Source organism: Halomonas cupida, assembly GCF_900142755.1.
GTDB classification, from domain to species: domain Bacteria; phylum Pseudomonadota; class Gammaproteobacteria; order Pseudomonadales; family Halomonadaceae; genus Halomonas; species Halomonas cupida.
Genome location: NZ_FRCA01000009.1, coordinates 110,944 through 132,198 on the forward strand (window position 1 = coordinate 110,944; position 21,255 = coordinate 132,198).

Genomic DNA, 21,255 nt, shown 5'->3' on the forward strand with positions numbered 1-21,255 from the left:
GAATATGCGCACTGCCCACGTCCATGTGGGTCGGCTATTCGTGTTCCCGACACGAACACGCACTTCCCACATCCATGTGGGTCGGCTATTCGTGTTCCCGACACGAACACGCACTTCCCACATCCATGTGGGTCGCGAGCCAGGAGCCAGGGATAACTGGCGGTCGGTAATGGCTGCGGTCGGCGTCAGGGTCAGTTAGCCTATATAGAGCCCCTGCTGACAATGAACCCATGGTGAGAGATCTGTGATGACACAGTTGCGTACTACTCTGGTGCAGTGCGACCTGCACTGGGAAGATCCCGAGACCAATTGCCGCCGCCTCGAGGAGCAACTTGGCGATCTGGACAGTGCAGATACTGACTTGATCGTATTGCCGGAAATGTTTGCCACTGGTTTTACCATGAACTCGCGGGAGATGGCCCAGCCGATGCCATCCAGCAGCGTTGTGGCCTGGCTTCGTGATCAGGCTCGTCAACGTCGCTGCGTGGTGACCGGCAGCGTAGCCATCGAGGAAGGTGGACGATACTTCAATCGCTTGATCTGGGCGACGCCGGATGGCGAACTCGTGCACTATGACAAACGCCATCTCTTCCGCATGGCCGGCGAACACGAGCGCTACGCCATGGGCGATCGTCGAGTGATTGTCGAGCTCAATGGCTTCCGTATTCTACTGTCGGTCTGCTACGACCTGCGTTTCCCGGTATGGTTGCGACAACAGCCATCGGCGTCTGCACCTTTCGAGTACGATGCGCTGCTTTGCGTTGCCAATTGGCCCGCGCCTCGTCGTCACCCTTGGCGAGTTCTGCTGCAGGCGAGAGCCATCGAGAATCTGTGCGCAGTGATTGGTGTCAATCGTGTTGGTGAGGATGCCCGCGGGCTTGGCTATGCTGGCGACTCCATGTTGCTTGATGCTCGGGGCGAGGCGCTGATTGACGGTGGTAACGGTGAAACCATGCTGGCGACCGCGACGCTGGATCGTGATGAGCTCGAAACATTCCGCCAACGCTTTCCTGCCTGGCAGGATGCCGATGGCTTCTCCTTGATGGATACCCCGGATGTCACGGGAGATCTGTCCTGATGCGTCTGGATCGCTTTCTATCGGAAACCACGGATCTTACCCGCGGGCTGGCACGCCGCGTCCTGACTGCTGGAGAAGTCACGGTCAACGGCGAAGTGGAGCGCAAGGGGGCGCGTCATGTAAATGAAAAAGACGTTGTCTGCTGGCGTGACGAAACGCTCGCCCTGGTCGGGCTGCGCTACGTCATGCTCCACAAGCCAACAGGAGTGGAATGTACCGCACGACGAGGCCTGTACCCGCGGGTGGTCGATCTGCTCGACCTTCCTCATGCCGAGCGACTGCAGCCGGTAGGGAGACTGGATGTCGATACTTCCGGTCTGCTGCTGCTCACTGATGATGGACAGTGGTCACACCGTGTTACCTCTCCGCGTCATCGCTGCGCCAAGGTCTATCACGCCAGGCTGGCACGTACGCTAGAAGGTATTGAGGCGGAGAATGCCATTGAACGGTTCGCCGAGGGCATCCTGTTGGACGGCGATGACATACCGACTCGGCCTGCGGAACTGGAGTGTCTGGGGGAGAAGGAAGTGCGACTGACGATCCATGAGGGTCGCTACCACCAGGTGCGGCGAATGCTGGCAGCGGTCGGTAATCATGTCGAGGCTCTGCACCGTGAGTCCATCGGCCAACTGGCGCTTGACCCAGATCTCGCGCCTGGCCAGTGGCGTGAATTGTCTGCCAGGGAAGTGGCGCTGTTCTATTAACATGGCAATCAAATAGCTCATCCTGATCGATTTGATTGTCGTCCGCACTACACTGGCACAGATGCGCGGATCTGCTGGTGTGGTGCGGTCTCGCGTCGGCCTGATGGCCGACGGCAGCACTTCCCTGTGCCGCCATTAACCCAACATGAAAGCATGCCGGGTTAATAACGTGGCGATGTTCCTGCCGGAGGTGACGTTGCTCTGGTGGCATCTGATGAACAGCAGTCAACCTGAGGGTCAGGAGGGGGCGTCGTCGTGGCTGGCAATGGTGATTCGGGCTCTGCCCTCGGCCTTGGCGCGATAGAGGGCCTTGTCCGCCAGCAGCAGCAAGGCGTGAGGGTCATTGGTGTTGGCCGGGTAGCTGGCGATGCCGCAGGAAACGGATACTGTGCCCAGTGATGCTTCTCCGTAACGAAAAGCGGACTCCGAGAGTGCCCTGGTCATGCGCGAGATACGCTGCAGAGCGTCATCGGCCTGAGCGCCTGGCAGCAACACCACGAACTCTTCACCTCCCAGGCGGCATACCACATCGATGTCGCGGAAACTATTGGACAGCATCCGTGACACGCTGCACAGCACTGAATCTCCCGCGGCGTGGCCATGACGGTCATTGAATTGCTTGAAATGGTCGATATCGATGATGGCCAGAGATAGTGGTGAGCGTTTACGTATGGCGATAGCAGCCTCGTGAGCCATCAGCTCATCGAAGTAACGTCGGTTATGCAGTCCGGTCAAACCATCCTGGTAGGACATGGTGGCCAGCTCTTCCTGCAGGCAAATGCTCGACAGCACCAGCGAAAGGCGCCCAATCCCCATCTCGATGAACTGCAGCGTGCGATCACTGTGGGCCGTTCTCCAGTGCTGATTCTCGTGCGGCACCAGGTAGAGGACACCAAGACGCTGAAATTGTTGATTGGCCCGGGGAATGTCCAGCGGCAGCAACCAGTACTGCGATGCTCCACCATCCTCGTTGGTCAGGCGTGAATAGTTCCGTGAAGGAGACTGGTGGCGGGTCATGGATCCGGGGCGCAGGTGGTCAGCCAGTGACTCGTACGAGGGGAGTGGTGTCTTGAGGGTGTGAGGTGCTTGATGATGCTCTGGCCACACCGCGTCGAGTTTCAGGCATCCGGTTTGAGGGTCGAGGCGGTAAAAGGCGCCATGCAGTGGATGAAGGAGGTCGGGCATGGCATCCACGGTACGTTGCAGTGCGCTTTCGAGAGCGCCGATGCTCTGCAGGCAGTCGATCAGGTGGGCAAGCTCCTGACTCTTGTTGTGCTCAATGGCGAGTAACGTGGCTCGCTCGCGCTCCCTCTCGGCATGAGTCTCCAGTGCCTGAGTACGTATTTCGACTTCCCGCTCGAGAAAGCTGTTGAGGTGATGCAGTTCACGTTGTGAACGTGCGTAGAATCGAAGTGAAATCAACACAATGACCAATGCGAAGACCAGTGCACCGAGATTCACCGGCACGCTGTACCAGTGGACTAGACCATGGGCGACCAGCATGTCGGTGATCAATACGATGGCGAAGGCGACATAGCTGAGTATCACCAGCCACTGATCGGTGTCGAAAGTACGGTGACGTCGAAACAGGATCAGGCCAATCAAGGTCAGGCTGATCAACAATAGTACATCAAATACCGGGAAAGCCATGGTCAGCGAGGCCAGTCCCAGCATGGCCAGGCCAACTGCAGCGAACATGTAGGCCAGATGGGCGACCCAGATACTGTGCAACAACCAGTGACGACATTGGGGGAACCAGTGTTCCAGCATCAACGCCATGGCCACCGGCAGGGAAAAGTAGCTGGCGGCGGCGAGATAGTCCCACAGTAGTGGTCTTGCCAGCAGTAGTTGGCTGGCATCGCTTTCGGCGATCACCATGATGCCGGTTGCCAGCGCGAAGAGGCCGATACTGGCAAGTCGCCACTGTTGTGGGCTAGCCAGTATCAGTAGGCCAGCGAGGCCAGCGATGACCATGCATAGCGCCGAGACCAGCAGATCAGCGCGGGTGTCGGCAATGATCATGGGTAACACCTCGGCCTTTTCCATGACCATGACCTTGCCCCACAGCCCGATGTCCTTGTAGGTCGAATACAGGCGCAGATAGAGATATTCGTCAGCAGAGCCTGTTGGAAGGGGGATGGCATGCCAGGTCCAGCCGGCGAAGCTGCCGGTGCCGTTGTCGTTCAACTGGCCATGCTGGTAGATGCGATCGCCGTGGACGTAGGCTTCCCCGATCAGGTTCAGGCTGGACACAAAGAGTACTGGTTGGTGCCAATTCCCCTCGGGGATCCGATGACGCATCCAGAGATTGTTCTGGTCATTGCGGCCGGGAGGGTTACCTATGCCGCTCATGGTCTGCCAGAGCTCAGGAGCGTCGGCATCGGTAATCCATAGCACTGTGCCATCGGGCAAGCGCGGGGAATCCCCCCAGCGATACTCCCAACCATCTTCGAGCACGACCTTCTGTGCCAGAGCTTCTTGAGCAAGGGCGAAGGTAGGCACACAGATCAACAGTATGCCGAGCACGTGAAGCACTAGGCGAGCCATGACGTATCCAGAAGCCTTAGGTCCGGGGAGTATAGGATGGCTGTTCGTGGAAGGCGCATTCCGGGTTCGTCAACGCAGGCAGCCACCCTGGTCTTTCGATTGTTCGTTGCACACTTATTTATACCGTTACCTTTCGTGGCGAAAACCCAACTCCCGACTCAGCTTCTATCGTCATCAGTGGTTCAGGGAGTCGAATCTGACGCTAGACTCGATGCGGCAATCAGAGTGCGAGTGTAATCACTCCCGGGACGGGTGAGCACCTGCTCACTGTCACCGTGCTCGACCACCTGGCCTTCCCTGAGAACCAGGATGCGGTGGGCCATGGCCCTCACCACGGCCAGGTCGTGACTGATGAACAGATAGCTGATGCCATGGCGACGCTGTAGATCCCGCAGCAACTCCACCAGTTGTTTCTGGATGGTGCGATCAAGAGCGGAAGTCGGTTCATCGAGAATGATCAGGCGTGGCTCCAGGATGATCGCGCGTGCCACGGCGATACGTTGACGCTGCCCTCCGGAAAACTCGTGGGGATAGCGCTGTGCCACGTCCTCCGGTAAGCCCACTTCGTTCAGGGTACGGCGTACCCGTTGTTTCACCTCGTCATCGCTCAACTCAGGGTGGTGGAAGCGTAGCCCTTCGCTGACGATGTCGGCGACCGGCATTCGCGGTGACAGTGAGCCGTAGGGGTCCTGGAACACCACCTGGATCTCCTTGCGCTGCCGACGCAGTGCTTCACCATGCAACTGATCGAGACGCACACCATCGAAGTCGATCTCGCCATGGCTGGACACCAGGCGTAACAAGGCCAGGGCCAGCGTTGTCTTGCCTGAGCCCGATTCGCCAACGACACCGAGCGTTTCCCCGGGGGCGACTTGCAGATCGAGTGGTGCCACGGCTTCAAAGGCGGGAGGGCGGCGACTCAACAGGCGTTTTGGACGTTTGAAGCTGACTGCCAACTGGCGAGCGGCGAGCAAAGGGTTGGCGGATAGTACCGGGCCGGGCCTGCCCTCAGGGTCGGCGGCCAGTAGTTCGCGAGTATGGGAGCTGCGGGGACGGGTGAAGACTTCCTCGATCGAACCGGTTTCCTGGTGCTCGCCGTGGTGAAGAACGCAGACCCGGTCGGCGTGGCGCCGTACCAGGTTGAGATCGTGGGTAATGAACAACATACCCATGCCATGTTGGTCGCGCAGCTCTGCCAACAGAGCGAGAATATCCTGTTGTACGGTGACGTCCAGCGCTGTAGTCGGCTCATCAGCCACCAGCAACTGAGGATTGTTGGCGATGGCCATGGCGATCATCACGCGCTGGCGTTGCCCGCCGGAGAGCTGGTGTGGCCAGACCTTGAGCAACTCGGCAGCACGGGGAAGCTTGACCTGCTCAAGCAATTGCAGACAACGTTGTCGGGCCGGTTCACCGCGAATTCCCTGGTGTAGACGCAGGGTTTCGCCCAGTTGGCGGCCTATGGTGTGCAGGGGGTTCAGCGAGGTCATCGGCTCCTGAAAGATGAAACCGATACGATTGCCCAGCACCGTTTGCCATTGGCGCCGGCTCAATGCTGCCAGGTCGGTCGCGGCCAGACGACGACGGCCGCTTACCACTGCGTTGTCCGGCAGCAGATTGAGCGCGGCCAAGGCCGCGACCGTCTTGCCGGACCCGGATTCACCGACCAGGGCCAGGGTTTCTCCTGTATCGACGGATAGTGACAGTCGATCGACCACCGTCCTGCCGTTGAAGGCGACACTGATGTCATCAAGCTCGAACAATGGATCAGTGGGCATTGCCGACTCCTTCAGCAGTACTGACGTGTTCCACATGGCGGGGATCGAAGGCATCACGGATACCTTCACCGATGAACACCAGCAGCGAGAGCATGGTGGCCAGGGTGACAAAGGCGGTGATACCCAGCCAGGGAGCCTGAAGGTTGTTCTTTCCCTGGGCGACCAGTTCGCCCAGCGATGGAGAGCCGGGCGGCAGACCAAAACCGAGAAAGTCCAGTGCGGTAAGGGTGGTAATGGCGCCGGTGAACAGGAAGGGCACGAAGGTCAGAGTAGCGACCATGGCATTCGGTAATACATGACGCCACATGATCATGCGTGAGGGCAGTCCCATGGCCTTTGCCGCACGCACATATTCGAGGTTGCGGGCGCGCAGAAATTCAGCACGCACGATGTCCACAAGCCCCAGCCATGAGAACAGCAGCATGATCCCCAGCAGCCACCAGATATTGGGTTCCACCAGGCTGGCGAGGATGATCAGCAGGAACAGCACCGGCAGGCCGGACCATATCTCGGTAATGCGTTGTCCGATCAGGTCGACCTTGCCACCGAAATACCCCTGGATACCGCCCGCCAGGACGCCGAGGATGAGCGAGCCTGCAGTGAGGACCAGCGCGAACACCACTGACAGGCGAAAACCATAGATCACGCGGGCCATGACATCGCGCCCCTGATCATCCGTGCCCAGCCAATGGCGAGCATCGGGCGGTGATGGTGCTGGGTGAGTGAGCTGCATATCGATGGTGTCGTAGGAGAACGGAATTACCGGCCATAGCATCCAGCCATTCTCATTGATCTGTTGGTGAGTGAAGGGGTCATGGTAATCCGCGGAGGTAGGCAGTCGTCCGCCGAAATCAGTGTCCTTGTAGTCATTCCACAGCGGGAAGTACCACTGTTGCTGGTATTGCATCATCAGTGGACGATCATTGGCGACCAACTCGGCGCCGAGACTGAGGACCAGCAGGATCGAGAACAACCATAGGGACCACCAGGCGCGGCGTTGATGGCGAAACACCTGGAGACGACGACGGCTGATGGGCGAAAGTGTCGGCATGCTCAGGACTCCCGGGACGCGAAATCGATGCGCGGGTCGATCCACACATAGGTGAGATCCGAAATCAGCTTGAGGATCAGGCCGATCAGTGTGTACAGATAGAGAGTGCCAAAAATGACCGGGTAGTCACGCTGGGTAACGGCTTCGAAGCCCAGCAGGCCCAGACCGTCCAGCGAGAAGATCACCTCGATCAGCAATGAGCCGGTGAAGAAGATTCCGATCAAGGCGGAGGGGAGGCCGGCAATGATGATCAGCATGGCGTTGCGGAATACATGGCCATAGAGGATGCGGTTCTCGCTGGCGCCCTTGGCACGAGCAGTAAGCACGTACTGGCGGTGGATCTCATCCAGAAAACTGTTCTTGGTGAGCATGGTCAGGGTGGCAAAGCTGCCGATGGCCGAGGCAGTTACCGGTAGCACGATGTGCCATAGGTAATCCTTGACCTTTCCCCATGCGCTGAGATCGGCGAAATCCGGAGACGTTAGACCGCGGAGAGGGAATACATCCCAATAACTGCCGCCGGCGAAGAGTACGATCAGCAACAGCGCAAAAAGGAAGCCGGGAACGGCATAACCGACGATCACCAGGCCCGAGGTCCAGACATCGAAGGCAGAGCCGTGACGTAGTGCCTTGCGAATACCCAGTGGAATCGAGATCAGGTAGACCAGCAGCGTGGTCCAGAGCCCCAGTGATATCGATACCGGAAGTCGTTCGATCATCAAGTCGATCACCGGTTGTCCGCGAAAGAAGCTTTCGCCGAAGTCGAAGGTCGCATAGTCGACCATCATGCCGATGAAGCGCTCGTGGGCGGGCTTATCGAAGCCGAATTGCTGCTCGAGCTGATCGATGAACTGCTGTGGAATACCGCGGCTGCCGCGTGAATCCCCGCTGCTGGTTAGAGTGTCCTCGCCGCCACCGAAGTGAGTGCTGGATTCAGCAGAGAGCCCCTGGAAGCGAGCCAATACCTGGTCGATCGGCCCGCCAGGGGCCGCCTGAACGATGATGAAATTGAGCAGCATGATGCCGACCAGGGTCGGTATCATCAATAACAGGCGGCGCAGGATATAGACAGCCACGGCTTGTCCTTGTTGGTGTTCTGGTCTGTGTTCTGGTCCCTTGGGCGCAATGGGGCGGCCCAGCGCCCTGGTGAGGCAAGGGCCCGGGCGGATCAGCGATTGCGTTGACGGTTCTCGATCACCCGAGCGCGCTCCGGGTCAACCCACCACGAGGATAGATCCAGCATGTACTCCGGGAAAGGCTGGTGATAGCCGAACTTGTCCCAGGCCGCGATTCGGTAGGCGGCGAGGTGGTATTGAGGCACGACGTAGAAGCCCCAGCGCAATACCCGATCGAGAGCGTGCGCAGCGGTGTCCATGGCCTGCCGGGACGATGCGGCTATCAGGTCGTCGACCAACGCATCAATCACTGGGCTTTTCAGGCCGATCAGGTTGCGGCTCTGAGGCCGGTCGGCATATTCACTACCCCAGAATTCGCGTTGTTCATTGCCGGGGTTGGCCGATTGCGGGAAGCTGCCGACGACCATGTCGAAATCGAAGCTGCGCAGGCGGTTGAGGTACTGGTTGACATCAACAGTACGCACTCGGCCCTGGATGCCGATACGTGACAGATTGCGCAGCAGAGGCTGTGCGATGCGTTCGAATTGAGTGCTGTAGAGCAGGATCTCGATATTCAGTGGTCGCCCGGTAGCAGTGTTGATCATCACGCCGTCGCGTGCTTCGTAGCCCGCGGCCCGTAACAGGTCCATGGCCTTGTAGAGGCGCTGACGTAGATCATCGGGTTGCTCGATGGGCAGCGGTTCGTCGAATACGCGTGCCGGCAGCTCACTGCGCCATGGGGAGAGCAACGCCAGCTCTTCCTCGGTGGGTAGCCCGGAGGCCTCCATCTCGGAATTCTCGAAGTAGCTGTCGGTAGCTTCGTAGGCGCCGTAGAACAGGTTGCGATTGAGCCACTCGAAGTCGAAGGCCAGGGTGATGGCCTCCCGGACGCGTACGTCGGCAAACTTCGGCTCACGCTGATTCATGACAAAGGCCTGCATACCGGCAGGTTGGCCATCGGGCACCACCATCTGTTTGATCAGTCCGTCCTGCAATGCGGGAAAGTCGTAGGCGGTAGCCCAGTTGCTGGCCGAGCTTTCCACACGAAAGTCGATCAGACCAGCCTTGAAGGCCTCAAGGGTGATGGACTGGTCGCGATAGTAATCATATTCGAGGCGATCGATGTTGTAGCGGCCCCGATTCAGGCCGAGATCCCTACCCCAGTAATCCTCATCCCGCTGATAAACGATGCGTCGGCCTGGCGATACCTCGACAATGCGGTAGGGCCCGGAGCCGATCAGCGGATCGCGAGTCACGGCCTCGAAGTCTCGGTCGGCCCAGAAGTGGCTGGGAAGTACCGGCATCTGGCCGATGATCAGTGGTAACTCGCGGGATTCACTCTCGCCGAGCTCAAAGCGCACGGTGTCACGGTCGACGGCGACAACCTCCGTGACGTCAGCATAGTAGGCGCGATAGAAGGGGCTGCCTTTGGTGGTCAGGGTCTCGAAGCTGAAGATGACATCGTCGGCCAGTACCGGTTCACCATCCTGGAAGCGGGCCTCTGGACGTAGATCAAACTCTACCCAGCGACGATCCGGGTCGAGGCGAATACCTCCGGCCAGCAGTCCATACATGGTGAAGGGTTCGTTGGGATTGGACTCCAGCAGGGTGTCATAAACCTGCATCAGTCCGGAAGCAGGAGTGCCGCGGACGATAAACGGATTGGTGGAGTCGAAGCTGCCTAGTGCCGCCTGGCTCATGGAGCCACCACGAGGCGCATCAGGGTTGACGTGTGGCAGATGGTCAAAACCCGCCGGTAGCGCGGGGTCACCAAATAGAGCCAGAGCATGAACGGTGGGGACCTGCTCAGGTTCAGCGGCCTGCAGTGGACTGTTGAGCACTACACTCAGCAGCAGGCCAGTTACCACGTGTCGCATCAAGCTGCTTTCCTTCTGTTCAGAACCCCTGCGCAGAGCCCCGGACCGGGGCTCTGCTCACGGCATGAAAAGGATCACGAGCCGGAGATGGTCAGGCGTTGGCCAGGACGCAGTGCCTGAGGATCGTCGATGCCATTCCAGCGTGCGAGATCATTGGTCGACACAGAATGTAGCATGGCAATGCGTGAAAGGGTGTCGCCCTGCTCAACGATGTGCATGCCACTGTCGTTGCTGGCCAACTGGGTATCACCGGACAGCGGAGCTGTCAGTTGAGCACGCAAGGTATCGGCACTGGACGCGGGCACCAGCAATTGGCGGGCGTGACGTGGATCCACCGTCGATGACTTGACGCCGGGATTGAGTTCAGTGAGCTCACGAGTGGTGACACCGGCGAGATTGGCGGCCTCGGTGAGACTGATCGGCGAATCCAGGGTGATGCGAGCGAATGCTGCCGAGCCGCTGATGTCAGGCAACGCGACACCATATTGTTCGGGATCGCTGATAATCCTCGAGATGGCAATCAGCTTGGGTACATAGGCCATGGTCTCGCCGGGCAGGTTCAGATCCCAGTATTCGCCAGCGAGGCCGCGTGACTGGGCGGCACGACGTGCGTTATTGACGGTGCCCGCGCCGGCATTGTAGGCCGCCAGTGACAGCAGCAGGTCGCCGTCATACCACTCGTCGGCCTGCATCTCGATATAGTCGAGGGCGGCACGGGTCGAGGAAACGACATCAACACGGCCATCCCAGCTACCGTTGCGCTTGAGCCCCAGGGCATCGCCGGTACGTGGCATGATCTGCCACAGGCCTGCGGCACCGAAGTGACTACGTGCCTTGGGGTCGAAGGAACTTTCGACGAAGGGAATCAGGGCGATTTCGCCCGGCAGGCCCCGTGCTTCCACCTGCTGGGTAATCCAGGCCAGCCAGGGACGAGCGCGCTCGGTGATCTCGGCTACATTTTCGGGGCTGGACTGATAGTACTCAATCCACTCCTGAACCCTCGCATTGAGAGCCTGGTCCTGCCAGCGGAAATCGCTGCGCAGATTGGTCCACACATCCTGTGGCTCCAGCTCCAGCGCATCCCAGAAATGGGAGGTCAGGTGCTGATGAGGGGCGACAGATGCGAAGGAGTCTGTCGCGTAACGGCCGTCCGTCGGTAGCGGAGCGGCTTGGCTGCTGGTCCAGGCGCTGGCCATCAGGGAGCCAAGAAGGGCAAGGCTGCTGGCAGCGCCCCACAATCGTCTACGGGTTGTATGGTATGTCATGCGTACAGCACTCTCCCGACCAGACAGCGAGGCTGCTGGCCATTGGTCATCATTGAAGTCAGGTAATTCCCTTGATCTAGTACGAATCCTTCCATGCGCGCAGGGTGGCGAACGTCTGCTGATTGTTGTCGGTTGCGCCGTGTGTAGATGCTGCGCGCTTCACTCCTGCGTCGTCACAACGCAGGAAGGGGTTGATGTGGCGCTCCCTCTCGAGGGTTGTCGGCAGCGTTGGTCGCTCCAACTCGCGAATCTTCTCGCATTCACGGAGGGCGAGTGCCACATCATCGTTGTCCGGGTCGGCCGCTCGCGCGAAAGCGAGGTTGGCCAGGGTGTATTCGTGTGCTGCGAAAACCAGAGTGTCGGCGGGCAAGGCATTGATGCGTGCCAGTGACTCGCTCATCTGTTCTGCCGTGCCTTCGAACAATCTGCCGCAGCCGGCACTGAACAGGGTGTCCCCGCTGAACAGCAACGGTGGAATACCGGCTGTGAAGAAAGCAATATGGTCGAGGGTGTGGCCGGGTACTGCCATGACTTCGAAACGACGCCCCATGACTCGAAATTCGTCACCATCGCTGACACGCTCGCTGATCCCCTTGATATCCGGGTTGTGGGGACCGATTACCCGGGGAGAATAGCGCTTGATCAATGCGGCCAGGCCGCCGGTATGATCCTGATGGTGATGAGTGATCAGTACCGCGCTCAGTGACAGTCCTTCACGCTCGAGCACCTGGATGACGGCCTCGGCGTCGCCGGGATCGACAACACAGACCTGGTCGTTCGTATCCTGCCGCAGTAGCCAGATATAGTTGTCGCTAAAGGCCGGAATCGGTGTCACGCTTAGCATGGTCAATGGCATCCTCTGGTCACGCGTCGTCCTCGGCAGCAAAGTTCAGCCAGCCGGGCCAGCGTGATGAAACATCGCTGACGATGAAAAAATGACGTGCAAAATCCGATACTTTGGGGGTAGCGAACGATCATGTCAAATGCGTCCACGACGATAGACATGGCATCGCTCGTTCCGCAGGCCCGTCGATTCTGGGCCGGCGAAGCTGGGAGGGGCCTGTATCTGGCTGAGCGAGCTTGTCTGGGACCCCAGGCCGAACGCTGGATAGGGGGCCACGGGTTGGAGATGTCACTGGGTGAGTCCCTCGTGGATATGTCATCTGTTCGTCATGTTATGCGTTGGGCTCCGACTCTCGAACTGGCAGAAAGTTCCTCGACTATCGTGTGCCACCCCGGTCGATTACCGCTGCCCAGCGGTGCCCTGGATCTAGTGGTGCTGCACCATATTCTGGAAGTTGTCGACTGCCCGCACCAACTGTTGCAGGAAGCCGCGCGGGTGACCGCAGGAGATGGTCGCCTGATCATTCTGGGGTGGTCGCCAGTGTCGGCGGGGGGGCTCGCCCGCTGTTGGCCCGGTGGGCGCAGAACCATGCCGGGTATCGGCCACTGGCGCAGTGCTCGACGAATGCGGGACTGGCTATCGTTTGTCGAGTTCGAGATCGAGCGGTTAGACTACTGCGGCTTTCACCTGCCCGGCCTGACCCCGCACAACGCGCTGCTGGAAACTCTGGGGCGCCGTCATAATCTGCCGTGGGGGGACTGCTGGATCATACAGGCACGCAGTCGCTCCCGACTGGCATGTCGTCAGCCACAGCGCCCCCTGTTTGGTACGGCGTTGGGCGCCAGTGGCCTGGGGGCCTCTCGTGTTGACACGAGTTCGCGTGCACTGGAATCACAGAACTCGCGGGTACGCAGTTCCACTGAATCGAGCTCGGGTACGGGGCGGTCGCGAAAGGCAAGACTTCGATGACAACATTCGATGACAACAGAGGGTGACAGTCAGGTCGCCGAGAATGGTTTGCCGAGAACAGTTTGCCGAAAACAGGGCTGGAGAGAATTGAGGTGGCAAAGAGTGATGGAGCGCAGGAAGCGGCCGGGGAAAAGCCCGTGGTAACCATCTATACCGACGGAGGCTGTCGAGGTAACCCGGGGCCAGGGGGCTGGGGAGCGGTGCTGCAGAGTGGTTCGCACCAGAAGACTCTGAAGGGCGGAGAGGCTGCCACCACCAACAATCGTATGGAACTGACCGCTGCGATCATGGCGCTCAAGGCGCTGAAACGTTCCTGCGATGTCACCCTGTGGACCGATTCGGAATACCTACGCAAGGGCATTACCGAGTGGATACATGGTTGGGTCAAGCGTGGTTGGAAGACGGCCTCGAAGCAGCCGGTCAAGAACGCCGACCTGTGGCAGCAGTTGTTGGAGCAGGCCGACCGTCACCAGGTCGACTGGCGTTGGGTGAAAGGGCACAGTGGCCACCCGGGAAACGAGATGGCGGACACACTTGTCAATCAGGCCATTGATGAACTGCTGGCCGAGAGCCGGCAATAACGGGATATGCAATGCGTCAGATAGTACTGGATACGGAAACCACCGGCATCGAGACCCGGGAAGGGCACCGAATGATCGAGATCGGTGCTGTTGAAGTGATCAACCGCCGCTTGACCGGCAACAGTTACCACCAATACATCAATCCCGAGCGGGAGATTGATCCCGAGGCGATGTCGGTACACGGCATCACCAATGAGCGTGTTGCCAATGAACCCCTCTTTGCCGAGGTGGCTCAGGAGTTCTGGGACTTCATTCGCGGAGCGGAACTGGTCATACACAACGCCCCCTTTGATGTGGGCTTCATCGACCACGAATTTGCTCTACTGCGCGCGGCTGATCCGAACCTCGATTTCGGACCGGTGCGTGAGCACTGCCGCGTGCTCGATACCCTGGTGATGGCTCGTGGCATGCATCCCGGACAGCGCAACAGTCTGGACGCTCTGTGCAAGCGCTACGATATCGATAACGGTCATCGAGTACTGCACGGCGCCTTGCTTGATGCCGAGATTCTCGCCGATGTCTATCTGGCGATGACCGGTGGACAAACAGCCCTGACGCTGGATGCCGACAATGAGGAAAAATCCACCAACAACGAGTCGGGAGAGTTTTCGGTTCGGCGCCTGACGCTGGAGCCAGGTCGCCTGCGTGTTGTTCGCCCCACCGATGGTGAGTTGGATGCACATCAGGCCAAGCTTGCCAGAATTCGTGACAAGGCAGGGGTCTGCCAGTGGGACAGCGTCGCGGCGCCTGTCGACCAGACTGGTGGTCAGGGGTAGTGATGATGTTGAGGCGTGAGATTCCCTATGGGGAAAGCCGAGGCCGTGTGATTCGCTACGCGGCGGGTCGTATAGCGGTCGGGCCGGAAGGAAAGCCATTCGGCTTGATCGAACCCTGGCAGGCAGAGGTTCAGCCGTTGTGCTGGTGGAATGACGAGCCTGTTGGTTTGTTGATCGGTGAGGAGGGCGGCGTCGACTGGCTTGACGGCCGTGACTGGCTGGTGCGAATGCCGGAGAGCTGGTTTCCGTTACTGTCGACAGCGCTGCAGGTGGCTGCCTGGTCAGCCAATCACCGGTTCTGCGGGCGTTGCGGGCACCAGGCCAGGCGGCTTGACCATGAGTTCGCCATGCACTGTGATCATTGTGGCCATCGTAACTATCCGCGTATCTCGCCATGCATCATCACGCTGGTCACTCATGGAGAATCGCTGTTGTTGGCCCGCAGCCCCCGCTTTCCACCTGGGCGTTATTCGACGCTGGCTGGCTTCATCGAGCCTGGTGAGTCGGCCGAGGAAGCGCTGCGCCGAGAAGTTCATGAGGAGGTGGGAGTCAGTGTTGGCCGTATGCGCTATATACGTAGCCAAGCATGGCCCTTTCCTCACTCATTGATGCTGGGGTACCTGGTCGAGGCGGCCAGCCGTCGAATCCGCATCGATGGTCATGAAATCGAGGACGCGGCCTGGTTCTCACCACGCAAGTTACCGAAACTGCCACCGCTGTATTCCATCTCAAGGGAATTGATCGAGCTGCATCTTGCAGAGGTTCGGGATGGTCGCCAGAACTGAGGGCGGAGCGGCCTGGAAGGGGGCAGCAGGGCAGATACTGCCAATCCTGCTCTGCTGCTGAAGCCTCTCAGCTTGAGGGAAACATGTCGCTGAGGCGAGTGGCGAGCATGATGTTGCCGGTTGCCTTGAGCTTGCCGGTCATGAAAGCCGTCATACCATTGACGTCGCCGTTCATGATGCCCTTGAGTGTCTCGGTGCTCATGCTCAAACTGACCGATGGATCATCGTGTTCACCCTGCTGGATATCGAGCGTACCGTCGTTGATGACCACATAATGATCGTCGGCGTCGCTGAAATGGAACTGGAAGACTTCCTGAACACCGCTGGCGGCCTGTGGGTTGAACCGTGTGCGGAGTGTGTCGAGCGTCTGTGACATGTGCATCATCCTGAACAGTGGGCGGGGCGATGGTTGTCGAGAGTATTTCAAACAAGCGTTTCAATCAAGCGCTGTCAGTCATGTCGAGTGCATGAGTGCCACAGTGATGTAGACACGCAGCGGCTGGAAATGGACAAGGAGGCGTGATGGGCCAGTGGATCTTGGAGATGGGAACTTTCCTGTTTCAACTCTTGTGTGTTGGCGTGGTGGTAACCATTGCCACCATTGTTATTCTCCGTGCACGGAGTGCAGGGCGACAGGGGGATAGCACGCGACTTCGCGTCACCGATCTGGGGCGCCAGCATGAGCAGCGGACACGCAAGCTGAGGATGGCCGGCATGCCTGCCAGGGCCCGGCGTCGCCTGACGCGCCGAGTCAGGCGTGATGAGCGTCGGCGCTCAAGGTCAGATCAATCGTCGTCACGTACCACCTGGGTGTTGGATTTCCACGGCAATATCAAGGCTTCCGGGGTAACTCGCCTTGCCCAGGAGGTATCATTGTTGCTGCCAGTGGTGAACAAGGACGATGAGGTGGTGGTGCGACTGGAGTCTCCTGGCGGCCTGGTGCATGCCTATGGACTGGCTGCGGCGGAACTCGACCGCTTGCGTGAGGCTGGGGTGACAACCACTGTCTGTGTGGACAAGGTCGCGGCAAGCGGCGGGTATCTGATGGCCTGCAATGCAGATCGTATTCGTGTCGCGCCTTTTGCCGTCATAGGTTCGATTGGTGTTGTCGCTCAAGTACCCAATGTCCATCGTCTGCTCAAGCGTCATGACATCGACGTCGAGCTGCATACGGCGGGGCGTTTCAAACGTACCTTGACGGTATTGGGAGAGAATACCGAGGAAGGTCGCGAGAAGTTCCGTGAGGATCTCGAGAGTACTCATGACAAGTTCAAGCACTATGTCGCTGCGCGCCGACCACAGTTGGATATTGATGCCATCGCGACCGGTGAGATCTGGTATGGCGAAGAGGCCGTCGACAAGGGGTTGGCCGATGATATCGGCACCAGTGAGGCCTATCTGGTCGAGGCCATGGAGAAGGGCCGGGTCATGACGGTGGGGCTCGAGCCGGAACGCACGCTTCCCTCACGGCTCGGCTTTGGCTCGTTGCGGCTGGTGGATCATCTATGGGAGCGGGTGGAGGAGCGGCTCGATGCAGCGCTGTGGGAGCGGCGTTGAGCGAGCCGACGGAATCTCCTCTGATCGGTGGAGCACCCTGGGCCTGACCAGGTCAGTCGTTGGCGGCGTTGAGTTGTACCAGGGCCGCGATCATGATGCTGGCCGTCTCGCCATTGAGAGAGTAGTAGATGGTCTGCGATGCCCGTCGCGTGGAGACCAGCTCCGCGCGGCGCAGTATGGCCAGATGTTGTGACAGCGCCGACTGACTGAGACTGAGTCGTTGATTGAGTTCAGTGACGGATAGCTCGTGACCTTCGAGGAGGCAGAGAATGCGTAGGCGATTGTCGTTGGCAATGGCTTTCAGCAAGGTGCTGGCCTTGTCGACAGTGGAATTGCCACCCTCGAGCAGACGCTCTGCCAGACGCTGTGAGTTAGTCATCTACCTTCCCCTTTCCTAAAACCCCGTGGGCATCAGATATGTTGGTTTTGTGATTTATGGATCAGTGCCTTGGCGTGCCGCCAGTTGCCCATTCCTGTTTCGCAAGGGCAGGGGACTGACGTCTGCTGTGAAGTGTCTACCTTCAATATCCACTTCCGGGCAATATCCACTTCCGGGGGCGCTCGGAGCCCTGGTATTTCAGTACTGTCCATTGCTTCAGTACTGCCCAATGTTTCAGTACTATCCATGTTCCCGCGATGCTCCGGAAAGTCGCCCGAGTTCGCCTGCGTATATTATGATTCAGTATGTACTCAAGAATAGCGCATTGCCCTTGATGACGCGCCCCAAACGCCCACAGATGGCCGTTTCAGCAGAGTTCTGGATGCTTCTTCCACAAATTGATGTGTTCATCACCTGGCGCCATGGCAATTCGCGCAGAAATGTAGTGGAAAGCACTGCTGAATCCTTACATCACAGCGGTTGAAATAATTTTCTGACCAGGGCCTTGATCCAGCATGCGCGGAACTGCAAGGGTTCTTTGGCTGGTAGTTGGATTCAGACGTCCGTATAATGTTGCGCCAATTTGCACAGATTTCCCGCTCACAGGGTTCCCTCACCCCTTGCCAAAAAGGTACATGCATGTTTGAACTGTCTCCGCGTCAGAGACGCCGTCTGCTGATGGCCATGGTGGCCTTTCATATAGCCGTTATCGCCGCCAGCAACTATCTCGTTCAGCTCCCCTTCACGCTGTTTGGGTTGCACACCACCTGGGGAGCCTTCAGTTTCCCGTTCATCTTTCTGGCCACGGACCTTACCGTGCGCCTGTTCGGCAAGGAGCCGGCAAGGGCCATTGTGCTGCGTGTGATGTTGCCGGCACTGGTGGTCTCCTACGTGATATCCGTTGTCTTCCCGAAAGGCAGCTATGCCGGCATTGAGGCGCTTGGCGAGTGGAACCTGTTCGTCGCGCGTATCGCCCTGGCCAGTTTCATGGCCTACCTGCTGGGTCAGTTGCTCGACGTTCAGGTATTTGACCGTCTGCGTCGCCTGAAGACGTGGTGGGTAGCCCCTGCTGCCTCTACTGTAATCGGTAATCTGGTGGATACCCTGGCGTTCTTCGCGATTGCCTTCCAGGGTGGGCCGGACCCTTTCATGGCGTCCCATTGGCCCGAGATTGCAGCGGTTGATTACGCCATCAAGCTGGTGATCAGCCTGCTGTTTTTCCTGCCGCTGTATGGCATCCTGTTGCGCGGGTTGAGTCATCGCCTGGTGGCCTTGAGTACTGCCCGTGAGCAGTGGAAAGCGGAAGCGGGATCAACAGGCTCCTGACTGTCGAAGTAGAGACGGTTGCATTTGACAGGTCGGAATTGCTCAGTGCCGCCCGGAGGCTCTCGGGTCAGACCTTTGCGTAGCCACTATTATTAACATGGCAATCAAATGGCTCATCCTGATCGATTTGATTTTCGTCCGCACCCCACTGGCGCAGATGCACGGATCTGCTGGTGTGGTGCGGTTTCGCGTCGGTCTGATGGCCGACGGCGGCACGTCCATGTGCCGCCCTTGACTCAACATGAAAGCCTGCCGGGTTAATATTATTCCTTTCCGGCATCAGGTTTCCGGAATAGAACAACCAGGGAGATTGCATGTCTGTTGCCTTGAACTTCTCGGATAGCGGCGGCGAAGGGACTCCGCTGGTCATCGTGCATGGCCTGCTGGGCAGCGCGGACAACTGGCGCTCGCATATCAAGCACTTTGCTTCCCATTGGCGAGTCATCGCGGTGGATTTGCGCAATCACGGCGGATCTCCCCATGTCTCAGGTATGAGCTATGACGAGATGGCCGAGGATGTGGTGGCTGTACTCGACAGCTGCGGGGTTGATCGGGCGCATCTGCTGGGGCATTCGATGGGAGGGAAGGTGGTGATGACGCTGGCACGGCAGTATCCCGACCGGGTGGCGTCATTGATGGTGGCGGATATCGCTCCGGTGACATATGAGCATCATCATGACACCGTGTTTTCCGCGATGCGTGCGGTCGAGCAGGGTCAGCCCGGTGATCGCCGCGATGCTGACGCCCTGATGGCCGAGTTTGTCGCCGACAAGCCCACTCGCATGTTCCTCGCGACCAACCTCAAACGTGATGAGGGTGGGGTGTTGCGCTTGAGGGTCAACATGGATGCCATCGAGCAGGGCTATCCCGACATCATGGCTGCGCCGACAGGTCAGGGCGCCATCGACGTTCCCTGCCTGGTGGTGCGTGGCTCACGCTCCGATTATGTCAGCGACGAGCGGCTGGGGGCTGTGCACGACGTTCTGCCGCACGCTGAACTGGTGACCCTGGATGCAGGGCATTGGCTGCACACCGAGAAGGCTGAGGAGTTCCGTGGCGCCATAGAAGCGTTCCTGGAGCAGCGCTGACTCGATGGGCATCAGCAAGTATTCAAAGGGCGCCTGACGGCGCCCTTGTGCGTTCAGAAATAGCTCATCCTGATCGATTTGATTTTCGTCCGCACCCCACTGGGAGAGGCTAGACGAGGTCAGCCCGGATCGCGTGCCAGTGTCTCGGGGGGCGTCAGTGAGTCAACGAGTCCGTGCTCCCAGAGATAATGCTCCAGGCGGCGATAACGGGCGACGTCCACCGCCCCTGGTCGCAGTGCCAGGCGGCGACGAATATCCGGCCACGCTTCGGCATTGGCTGCGCTGTCCATGGTGGGCTGCTGCTTGACCATGATCTGCCAGGCTTCGTCCGGGTGCGCAACGATCCACTGCGTGGCTTCCTGAACCGCCGCAACAAGGCGATTGATAGCGCTGCGCTGCGAGGCCAGATGATTGACATTGGCGACCATGACCAGGCCGTCATGAATGGGGAAGCCGAGCTCCTCCAGCGGTAGTACATGAGTTGCCACACCCAGATCGGCGAGCTGGCGGGGAAGGCTGAAGCGGGCGCCGGCCACGATGGCGTCGATACGACCTTCGCTCATGGCACTGATGATCGAGAAATGAACATCGCGTGCGTCGACATGGGACAGGTTCAGGTGCTCTTCATCCAGAATGGCGCGCAGAATAATATCGTGACCGGCCTGGTCAGAGTATCCCACGCGTTGATCGATCAACGACAGAGCGGAGTCGATGCCGCTTTCCTCCCGTGCCACCAGGGCTGTCAGCGGAAGTTCGACCAGGGTTGCCACTCGGACCAGAGGTTTTCCCTCATCGACTAGTTGATGCAGCGTCACCTGGTCGGTCAGCGCCAGTTCAACGCGAGATGCGGCGACGAGCTTGGCCGGAATGTCAGGATCCGCTGGTGGGCGCATGGTGACGTCGAGGCCGTGTTGAGCGAACAATCCCAGCGCGTCTGCAATCAGCAGTGCGGCATGACGAGGGCTAGGGTGCCAGTCCAGTACCAGTTCAAGTTGAGTCAGTGGCGGTGGCAGGACAGGGTCTGGTGGTGTCATGACCACCGAGGGAGCGGCAGGCAATGTGGGTGTATCCACGCCCGGGCCGCTGGGGTGGTTCTGATACGCCTCTTCTATGCTGGCGGGGTCCTCGTTGGACGAGGTTGTCTGTGAACTCTGTTTGATCGCCCGTTGTCGAGGTGTAGTGGCAATGGTTGAATCCTGTTTATCGACTTCTTCCACTGGAGTGTCGGGCGTTGCCTCGATATCGTCAGTGGCAGAGGTATCGTCACCGGAGGATGCCTGTTCTTCATTGGCCGCAGACTCATCTGCAGAGGAAGGAGACGCATCAACGGAGGACTCTTCGATTGTTGGCGCCCCCGCACCCTGCTGGGCGTACAGGGGCTGAGTGGGGTAGGCAGAGCCGACGATGAGCACGAGACTCAGTGCGCCGCACACCAGAATGCGCCGGCGTAGTGCCATCGGCATGAGCTATCTCCAGGCTGGTCATACAGAAGCATCGGGGGCTTATTCTAGCCGTGCTTGGCGGTGGGGGGAATA

General features: G+C 59.1%; 20 protein-coding genes. 9 read left to right on the forward strand and 11 right to left on the reverse strand.

Annotated features, from left to right (window positions below; genetic code table 11):
* Nucleotides 1-247: 247 nt before the first annotated feature.
* The gene (locus BUE38_RS15845) at nucleotides 248-1,078 is read left to right on the forward strand and encodes an amidohydrolase (protein ID WP_073436216.1); all 831 of its coding nucleotides are present in this window, start codon (nucleotides 248-250) and stop codon (nucleotides 1,076-1,078) included.
* Nucleotides 1,078-1,782: a pseudouridine synthase gene (locus BUE38_RS15850; RefSeq protein WP_073436217.1), complete on the forward strand. Its 705-nt coding sequence runs from the start codon at nucleotides 1,078-1,080 to the stop codon at nucleotides 1,780-1,782. The genes BUE38_RS15845 and BUE38_RS15850 overlap by 1 nt, the downstream gene beginning before the upstream one ends.
* A 237-nt stretch (nucleotides 1,783-2,019) precedes the next feature.
* Here the strand turns inward: BUE38_RS15850 and BUE38_RS15855 are convergent, their stop codons facing one another.
* The 7 genes from BUE38_RS15855 to gloB all read right to left on the reverse strand — a co-directional run bounded on the left by BUE38_RS15855 (nucleotide 2,020) and on the right by gloB (nucleotide 12,259).
* Nucleotides 2,020-4,329: a sensor domain-containing diguanylate cyclase gene (locus BUE38_RS15855; RefSeq protein WP_073436218.1), complete on the reverse strand. Its 2,310-nt coding sequence runs from the start codon at nucleotides 4,327-4,329 to the stop codon at nucleotides 2,020-2,022.
* Between the two features lie 182 nt (nucleotides 4,330-4,511).
* Nucleotides 4,512-6,107, reverse strand: coding sequence for an ABC transporter ATP-binding protein (locus tag BUE38_RS15860; protein WP_073436219.1), 1,596 nt, complete (start codon nucleotides 6,105-6,107; stop codon nucleotides 4,512-4,514).
* Nucleotides 6,097-7,158 (reverse strand): ABC transporter permease, encoded by a 1,062-nt coding sequence (locus tag BUE38_RS15865; protein ID WP_073436220.1) that lies wholly within the window; start codon nucleotides 7,156-7,158, stop codon nucleotides 6,097-6,099. The genes BUE38_RS15860 and BUE38_RS15865 overlap by 11 nt, the downstream gene beginning before the upstream one ends.
* A 2-nt stretch (nucleotides 7,159-7,160) precedes the next feature.
* Complete coding sequence (locus tag BUE38_RS15870) at nucleotides 7,161-8,234, reverse strand: microcin C ABC transporter permease YejB (RefSeq protein WP_073436221.1); 1,074 nt, start codon at nucleotides 8,232-8,234, stop codon at nucleotides 7,161-7,163.
* A 92-nt stretch (nucleotides 8,235-8,326) separates the two neighbouring features.
* Nucleotides 8,327-10,150 carry an extracellular solute-binding protein gene (locus BUE38_RS15875; RefSeq protein ID WP_073436222.1) on the reverse strand — a complete coding sequence of 608 codons (1,824 nt, stop codon included), beginning with the start codon at nucleotides 10,148-10,150 and terminating at the stop codon, nucleotides 8,327-8,329.
* 74 nt (nucleotides 10,151-10,224) lie between these two features.
* The gene (locus BUE38_RS15880) at nucleotides 10,225-11,415 is read right to left on the reverse strand and encodes a transglycosylase SLT domain-containing protein (RefSeq protein ID WP_073436223.1); all 1,191 of its coding nucleotides are present in this window, start codon (nucleotides 11,413-11,415) and stop codon (nucleotides 10,225-10,227) included.
* Nucleotides 11,416-11,491: 76 nt separating this feature from the next.
* Nucleotides 11,492-12,259, reverse strand: a complete 768-nt coding sequence (gene gloB, locus BUE38_RS15885; protein ID WP_073436224.1) for a hydroxyacylglutathione hydrolase — start codon at nucleotides 12,257-12,259, stop codon at nucleotides 11,492-11,494.
* Between the two features lie 312 nt (nucleotides 12,260-12,571).
* On the opposite strand from gloB, the gene BUE38_RS15890 reads away from it, so the two are divergent.
* The 4 genes from BUE38_RS15890 to nudC all read left to right on the forward strand — a co-directional run bounded on the left by BUE38_RS15890 (nucleotide 12,572) and on the right by nudC (nucleotide 15,370).
* Nucleotides 12,572-13,228, forward strand: a complete 657-nt coding sequence (locus BUE38_RS15890) for a class I SAM-dependent methyltransferase (RefSeq protein ID WP_234987070.1) — start codon at nucleotides 12,572-12,574, stop codon at nucleotides 13,226-13,228.
* Between the two features lie 92 nt (nucleotides 13,229-13,320).
* Nucleotides 13,321-13,809 (forward strand): ribonuclease HI, encoded by a 489-nt coding sequence (gene rnhA, locus BUE38_RS15895; protein WP_073436226.1) that lies wholly within the window; start codon nucleotides 13,321-13,323, stop codon nucleotides 13,807-13,809.
* 11 nt (nucleotides 13,810-13,820) lie between these two features.
* Nucleotides 13,821-14,585 carry a DNA polymerase III subunit epsilon gene (gene dnaQ / locus BUE38_RS15900; protein WP_073436227.1) on the forward strand — a complete coding sequence of 255 codons (765 nt, stop codon included), beginning with the start codon at nucleotides 13,821-13,823 and terminating at the stop codon, nucleotides 14,583-14,585.
* Nucleotides 14,586-14,590: 5 nt separating this feature from the next.
* Complete coding sequence (gene nudC, locus BUE38_RS15905; protein ID WP_073436332.1) at nucleotides 14,591-15,370, forward strand: NAD(+) diphosphatase; 780 nt, start codon at nucleotides 14,591-14,593, stop codon at nucleotides 15,368-15,370.
* Nucleotides 15,371-15,437: 67 nt separating this feature from the next.
* Here the strand turns inward: nudC and BUE38_RS15910 are convergent, their stop codons facing one another.
* Nucleotides 15,438-15,755: an SCP2 sterol-binding domain-containing protein gene (locus BUE38_RS15910; RefSeq protein WP_371860418.1), complete on the reverse strand. Its 318-nt coding sequence runs from the start codon at nucleotides 15,753-15,755 to the stop codon at nucleotides 15,438-15,440.
* Nucleotides 15,756-15,892: 137 nt separating this feature from the next.
* Between BUE38_RS15910 and sohB the strand changes: the two genes are divergently transcribed.
* Entirely contained in the window at nucleotides 15,893-16,927 is a 1,035-nt protein-coding gene (gene sohB / locus BUE38_RS15915) for a protease SohB (protein ID WP_073436229.1), read from the forward strand.
* A gap of 52 nt (nucleotides 16,928-16,979) precedes the next feature.
* On the opposite strand, the gene BUE38_RS15920 is transcribed toward sohB, so the two are convergent.
* Entirely contained in the window at nucleotides 16,980-17,306 is a 327-nt protein-coding gene (locus BUE38_RS15920; RefSeq protein WP_073436230.1) for an ArsR/SmtB family transcription factor, read from the reverse strand.
* Between the two features lie 639 nt (nucleotides 17,307-17,945).
* Between BUE38_RS15920 and BUE38_RS15925 the strand changes: the two genes are divergently transcribed.
* The gene (locus tag BUE38_RS15925) at nucleotides 17,946-18,632 is read left to right on the forward strand and encodes a 7-cyano-7-deazaguanine/7-aminomethyl-7-deazaguanine transporter (RefSeq protein WP_073436231.1); all 687 of its coding nucleotides are present in this window, start codon (nucleotides 17,946-17,948) and stop codon (nucleotides 18,630-18,632) included.
* Between the two features lie 67 nt (nucleotides 18,633-18,699).
* Here the strand turns inward: BUE38_RS15925 and BUE38_RS22675 are convergent, their stop codons facing one another.
* A complete protein-coding gene (locus BUE38_RS22675; RefSeq protein ID WP_143166364.1) occupies nucleotides 18,700-18,948 on the reverse strand; it encodes a hypothetical protein in 249 nt (82 codons plus the stop codon).
* Between BUE38_RS22675 and BUE38_RS15930 the strand changes: the two genes are divergently transcribed.
* Nucleotides 18,947-19,720, forward strand: coding sequence for an alpha/beta fold hydrolase (locus BUE38_RS15930; protein ID WP_073436232.1), 774 nt, complete (start codon nucleotides 18,947-18,949; stop codon nucleotides 19,718-19,720). The genes BUE38_RS22675 and BUE38_RS15930 overlap by 2 nt on opposite strands.
* 119 nt (nucleotides 19,721-19,839) lie before the next feature.
* Here the strand turns inward: BUE38_RS15930 and BUE38_RS15935 are convergent, their stop codons facing one another.
* Complete coding sequence (locus BUE38_RS15935) at nucleotides 19,840-21,183, reverse strand: ABC transporter substrate-binding protein (protein ID WP_073436233.1); 1,344 nt, start codon at nucleotides 21,181-21,183, stop codon at nucleotides 19,840-19,842.
* Nucleotides 21,184-21,255: the final 72 nt, after the last annotated feature.

Coding starts and splice junctions, on each gene's coding strand:
- BUE38_RS15875 (WP_073436222.1), bottom strand. CDS start 10,150: ATGCGACACGTGGTAACTGGCCTGCTGCTGAGTGTAGTGCTCAACAGT.
- nudC (WP_073436332.1), top strand. CDS start 14,591: ATGTTGAGGCGTGAGATTCCCTATGGGGAAAGCCGAGGCCGTGTGATT.
- dnaQ (WP_073436227.1), top strand. CDS start 13,821: ATGCGTCAGATAGTACTGGATACGGAAACCACCGGCATCGAGACCCGG.
- gloB (WP_073436224.1), bottom strand. CDS start 12,259: ATGCTAAGCGTGACACCGATTCCGGCCTTTAGCGACAACTATATCTGG.
- BUE38_RS15860 (WP_073436219.1), bottom strand. CDS start 6,107: ATGCCCACTGATCCATTGTTCGAGCTTGATGACATCAGTGTCGCCTTC.
- BUE38_RS15850 (WP_073436217.1), top strand. CDS start 1,078: ATGCGTCTGGATCGCTTTCTATCGGAAACCACGGATCTTACCCGCGGG.
- BUE38_RS15920 (WP_073436230.1), bottom strand. CDS start 17,306: ATGACTAACTCACAGCGTCTGGCAGAGCGTCTGCTCGAGGGTGGCAAT.
- sohB (WP_073436229.1), top strand. CDS start 15,893: ATGGGCCAGTGGATCTTGGAGATGGGAACTTTCCTGTTTCAACTCTTG.
- BUE38_RS15855 (WP_073436218.1), bottom strand. CDS start 4,329: ATGGCTCGCCTAGTGCTTCACGTGCTCGGCATACTGTTGATCTGTGTG.
- BUE38_RS15880 (WP_073436223.1), bottom strand. CDS start 11,415: ATGACATACCATACAACCCGTAGACGATTGTGGGGCGCTGCCAGCAGC.
- BUE38_RS22675 (WP_143166364.1), bottom strand. CDS start 18,948: ATGCAATCTCCCTGGTTGTTCTATTCCGGAAACCTGATGCCGGAAAGG.
- BUE38_RS15890 (WP_234987070.1), top strand. CDS start 12,572: ATGTCATCTGTTCGTCATGTTATGCGTTGGGCTCCGACTCTCGAACTG.
- BUE38_RS15935 (WP_073436233.1), bottom strand. CDS start 21,183: ATGCCGATGGCACTACGCCGGCGCATTCTGGTGTGCGGCGCACTGAGT.
- BUE38_RS15925 (WP_073436231.1), top strand. CDS start 17,946: ATGTTTGAACTGTCTCCGCGTCAGAGACGCCGTCTGCTGATGGCCATG.
- BUE38_RS15845 (WP_073436216.1), top strand. CDS start 248: ATGACACAGTTGCGTACTACTCTGGTGCAGTGCGACCTGCACTGGGAA.
- BUE38_RS15865 (WP_073436220.1), bottom strand. CDS start 7,158: ATGCCGACACTTTCGCCCATCAGCCGTCGTCGTCTCCAGGTGTTTCGC.
- BUE38_RS15930 (WP_073436232.1), top strand. CDS start 18,947: ATGTCTGTTGCCTTGAACTTCTCGGATAGCGGCGGCGAAGGGACTCCG.
- BUE38_RS15910 (WP_371860418.1), bottom strand. CDS start 15,755: ATGATGCACATGTCACAGACGCTCGACACACTCCGCACACGGTTCAAC.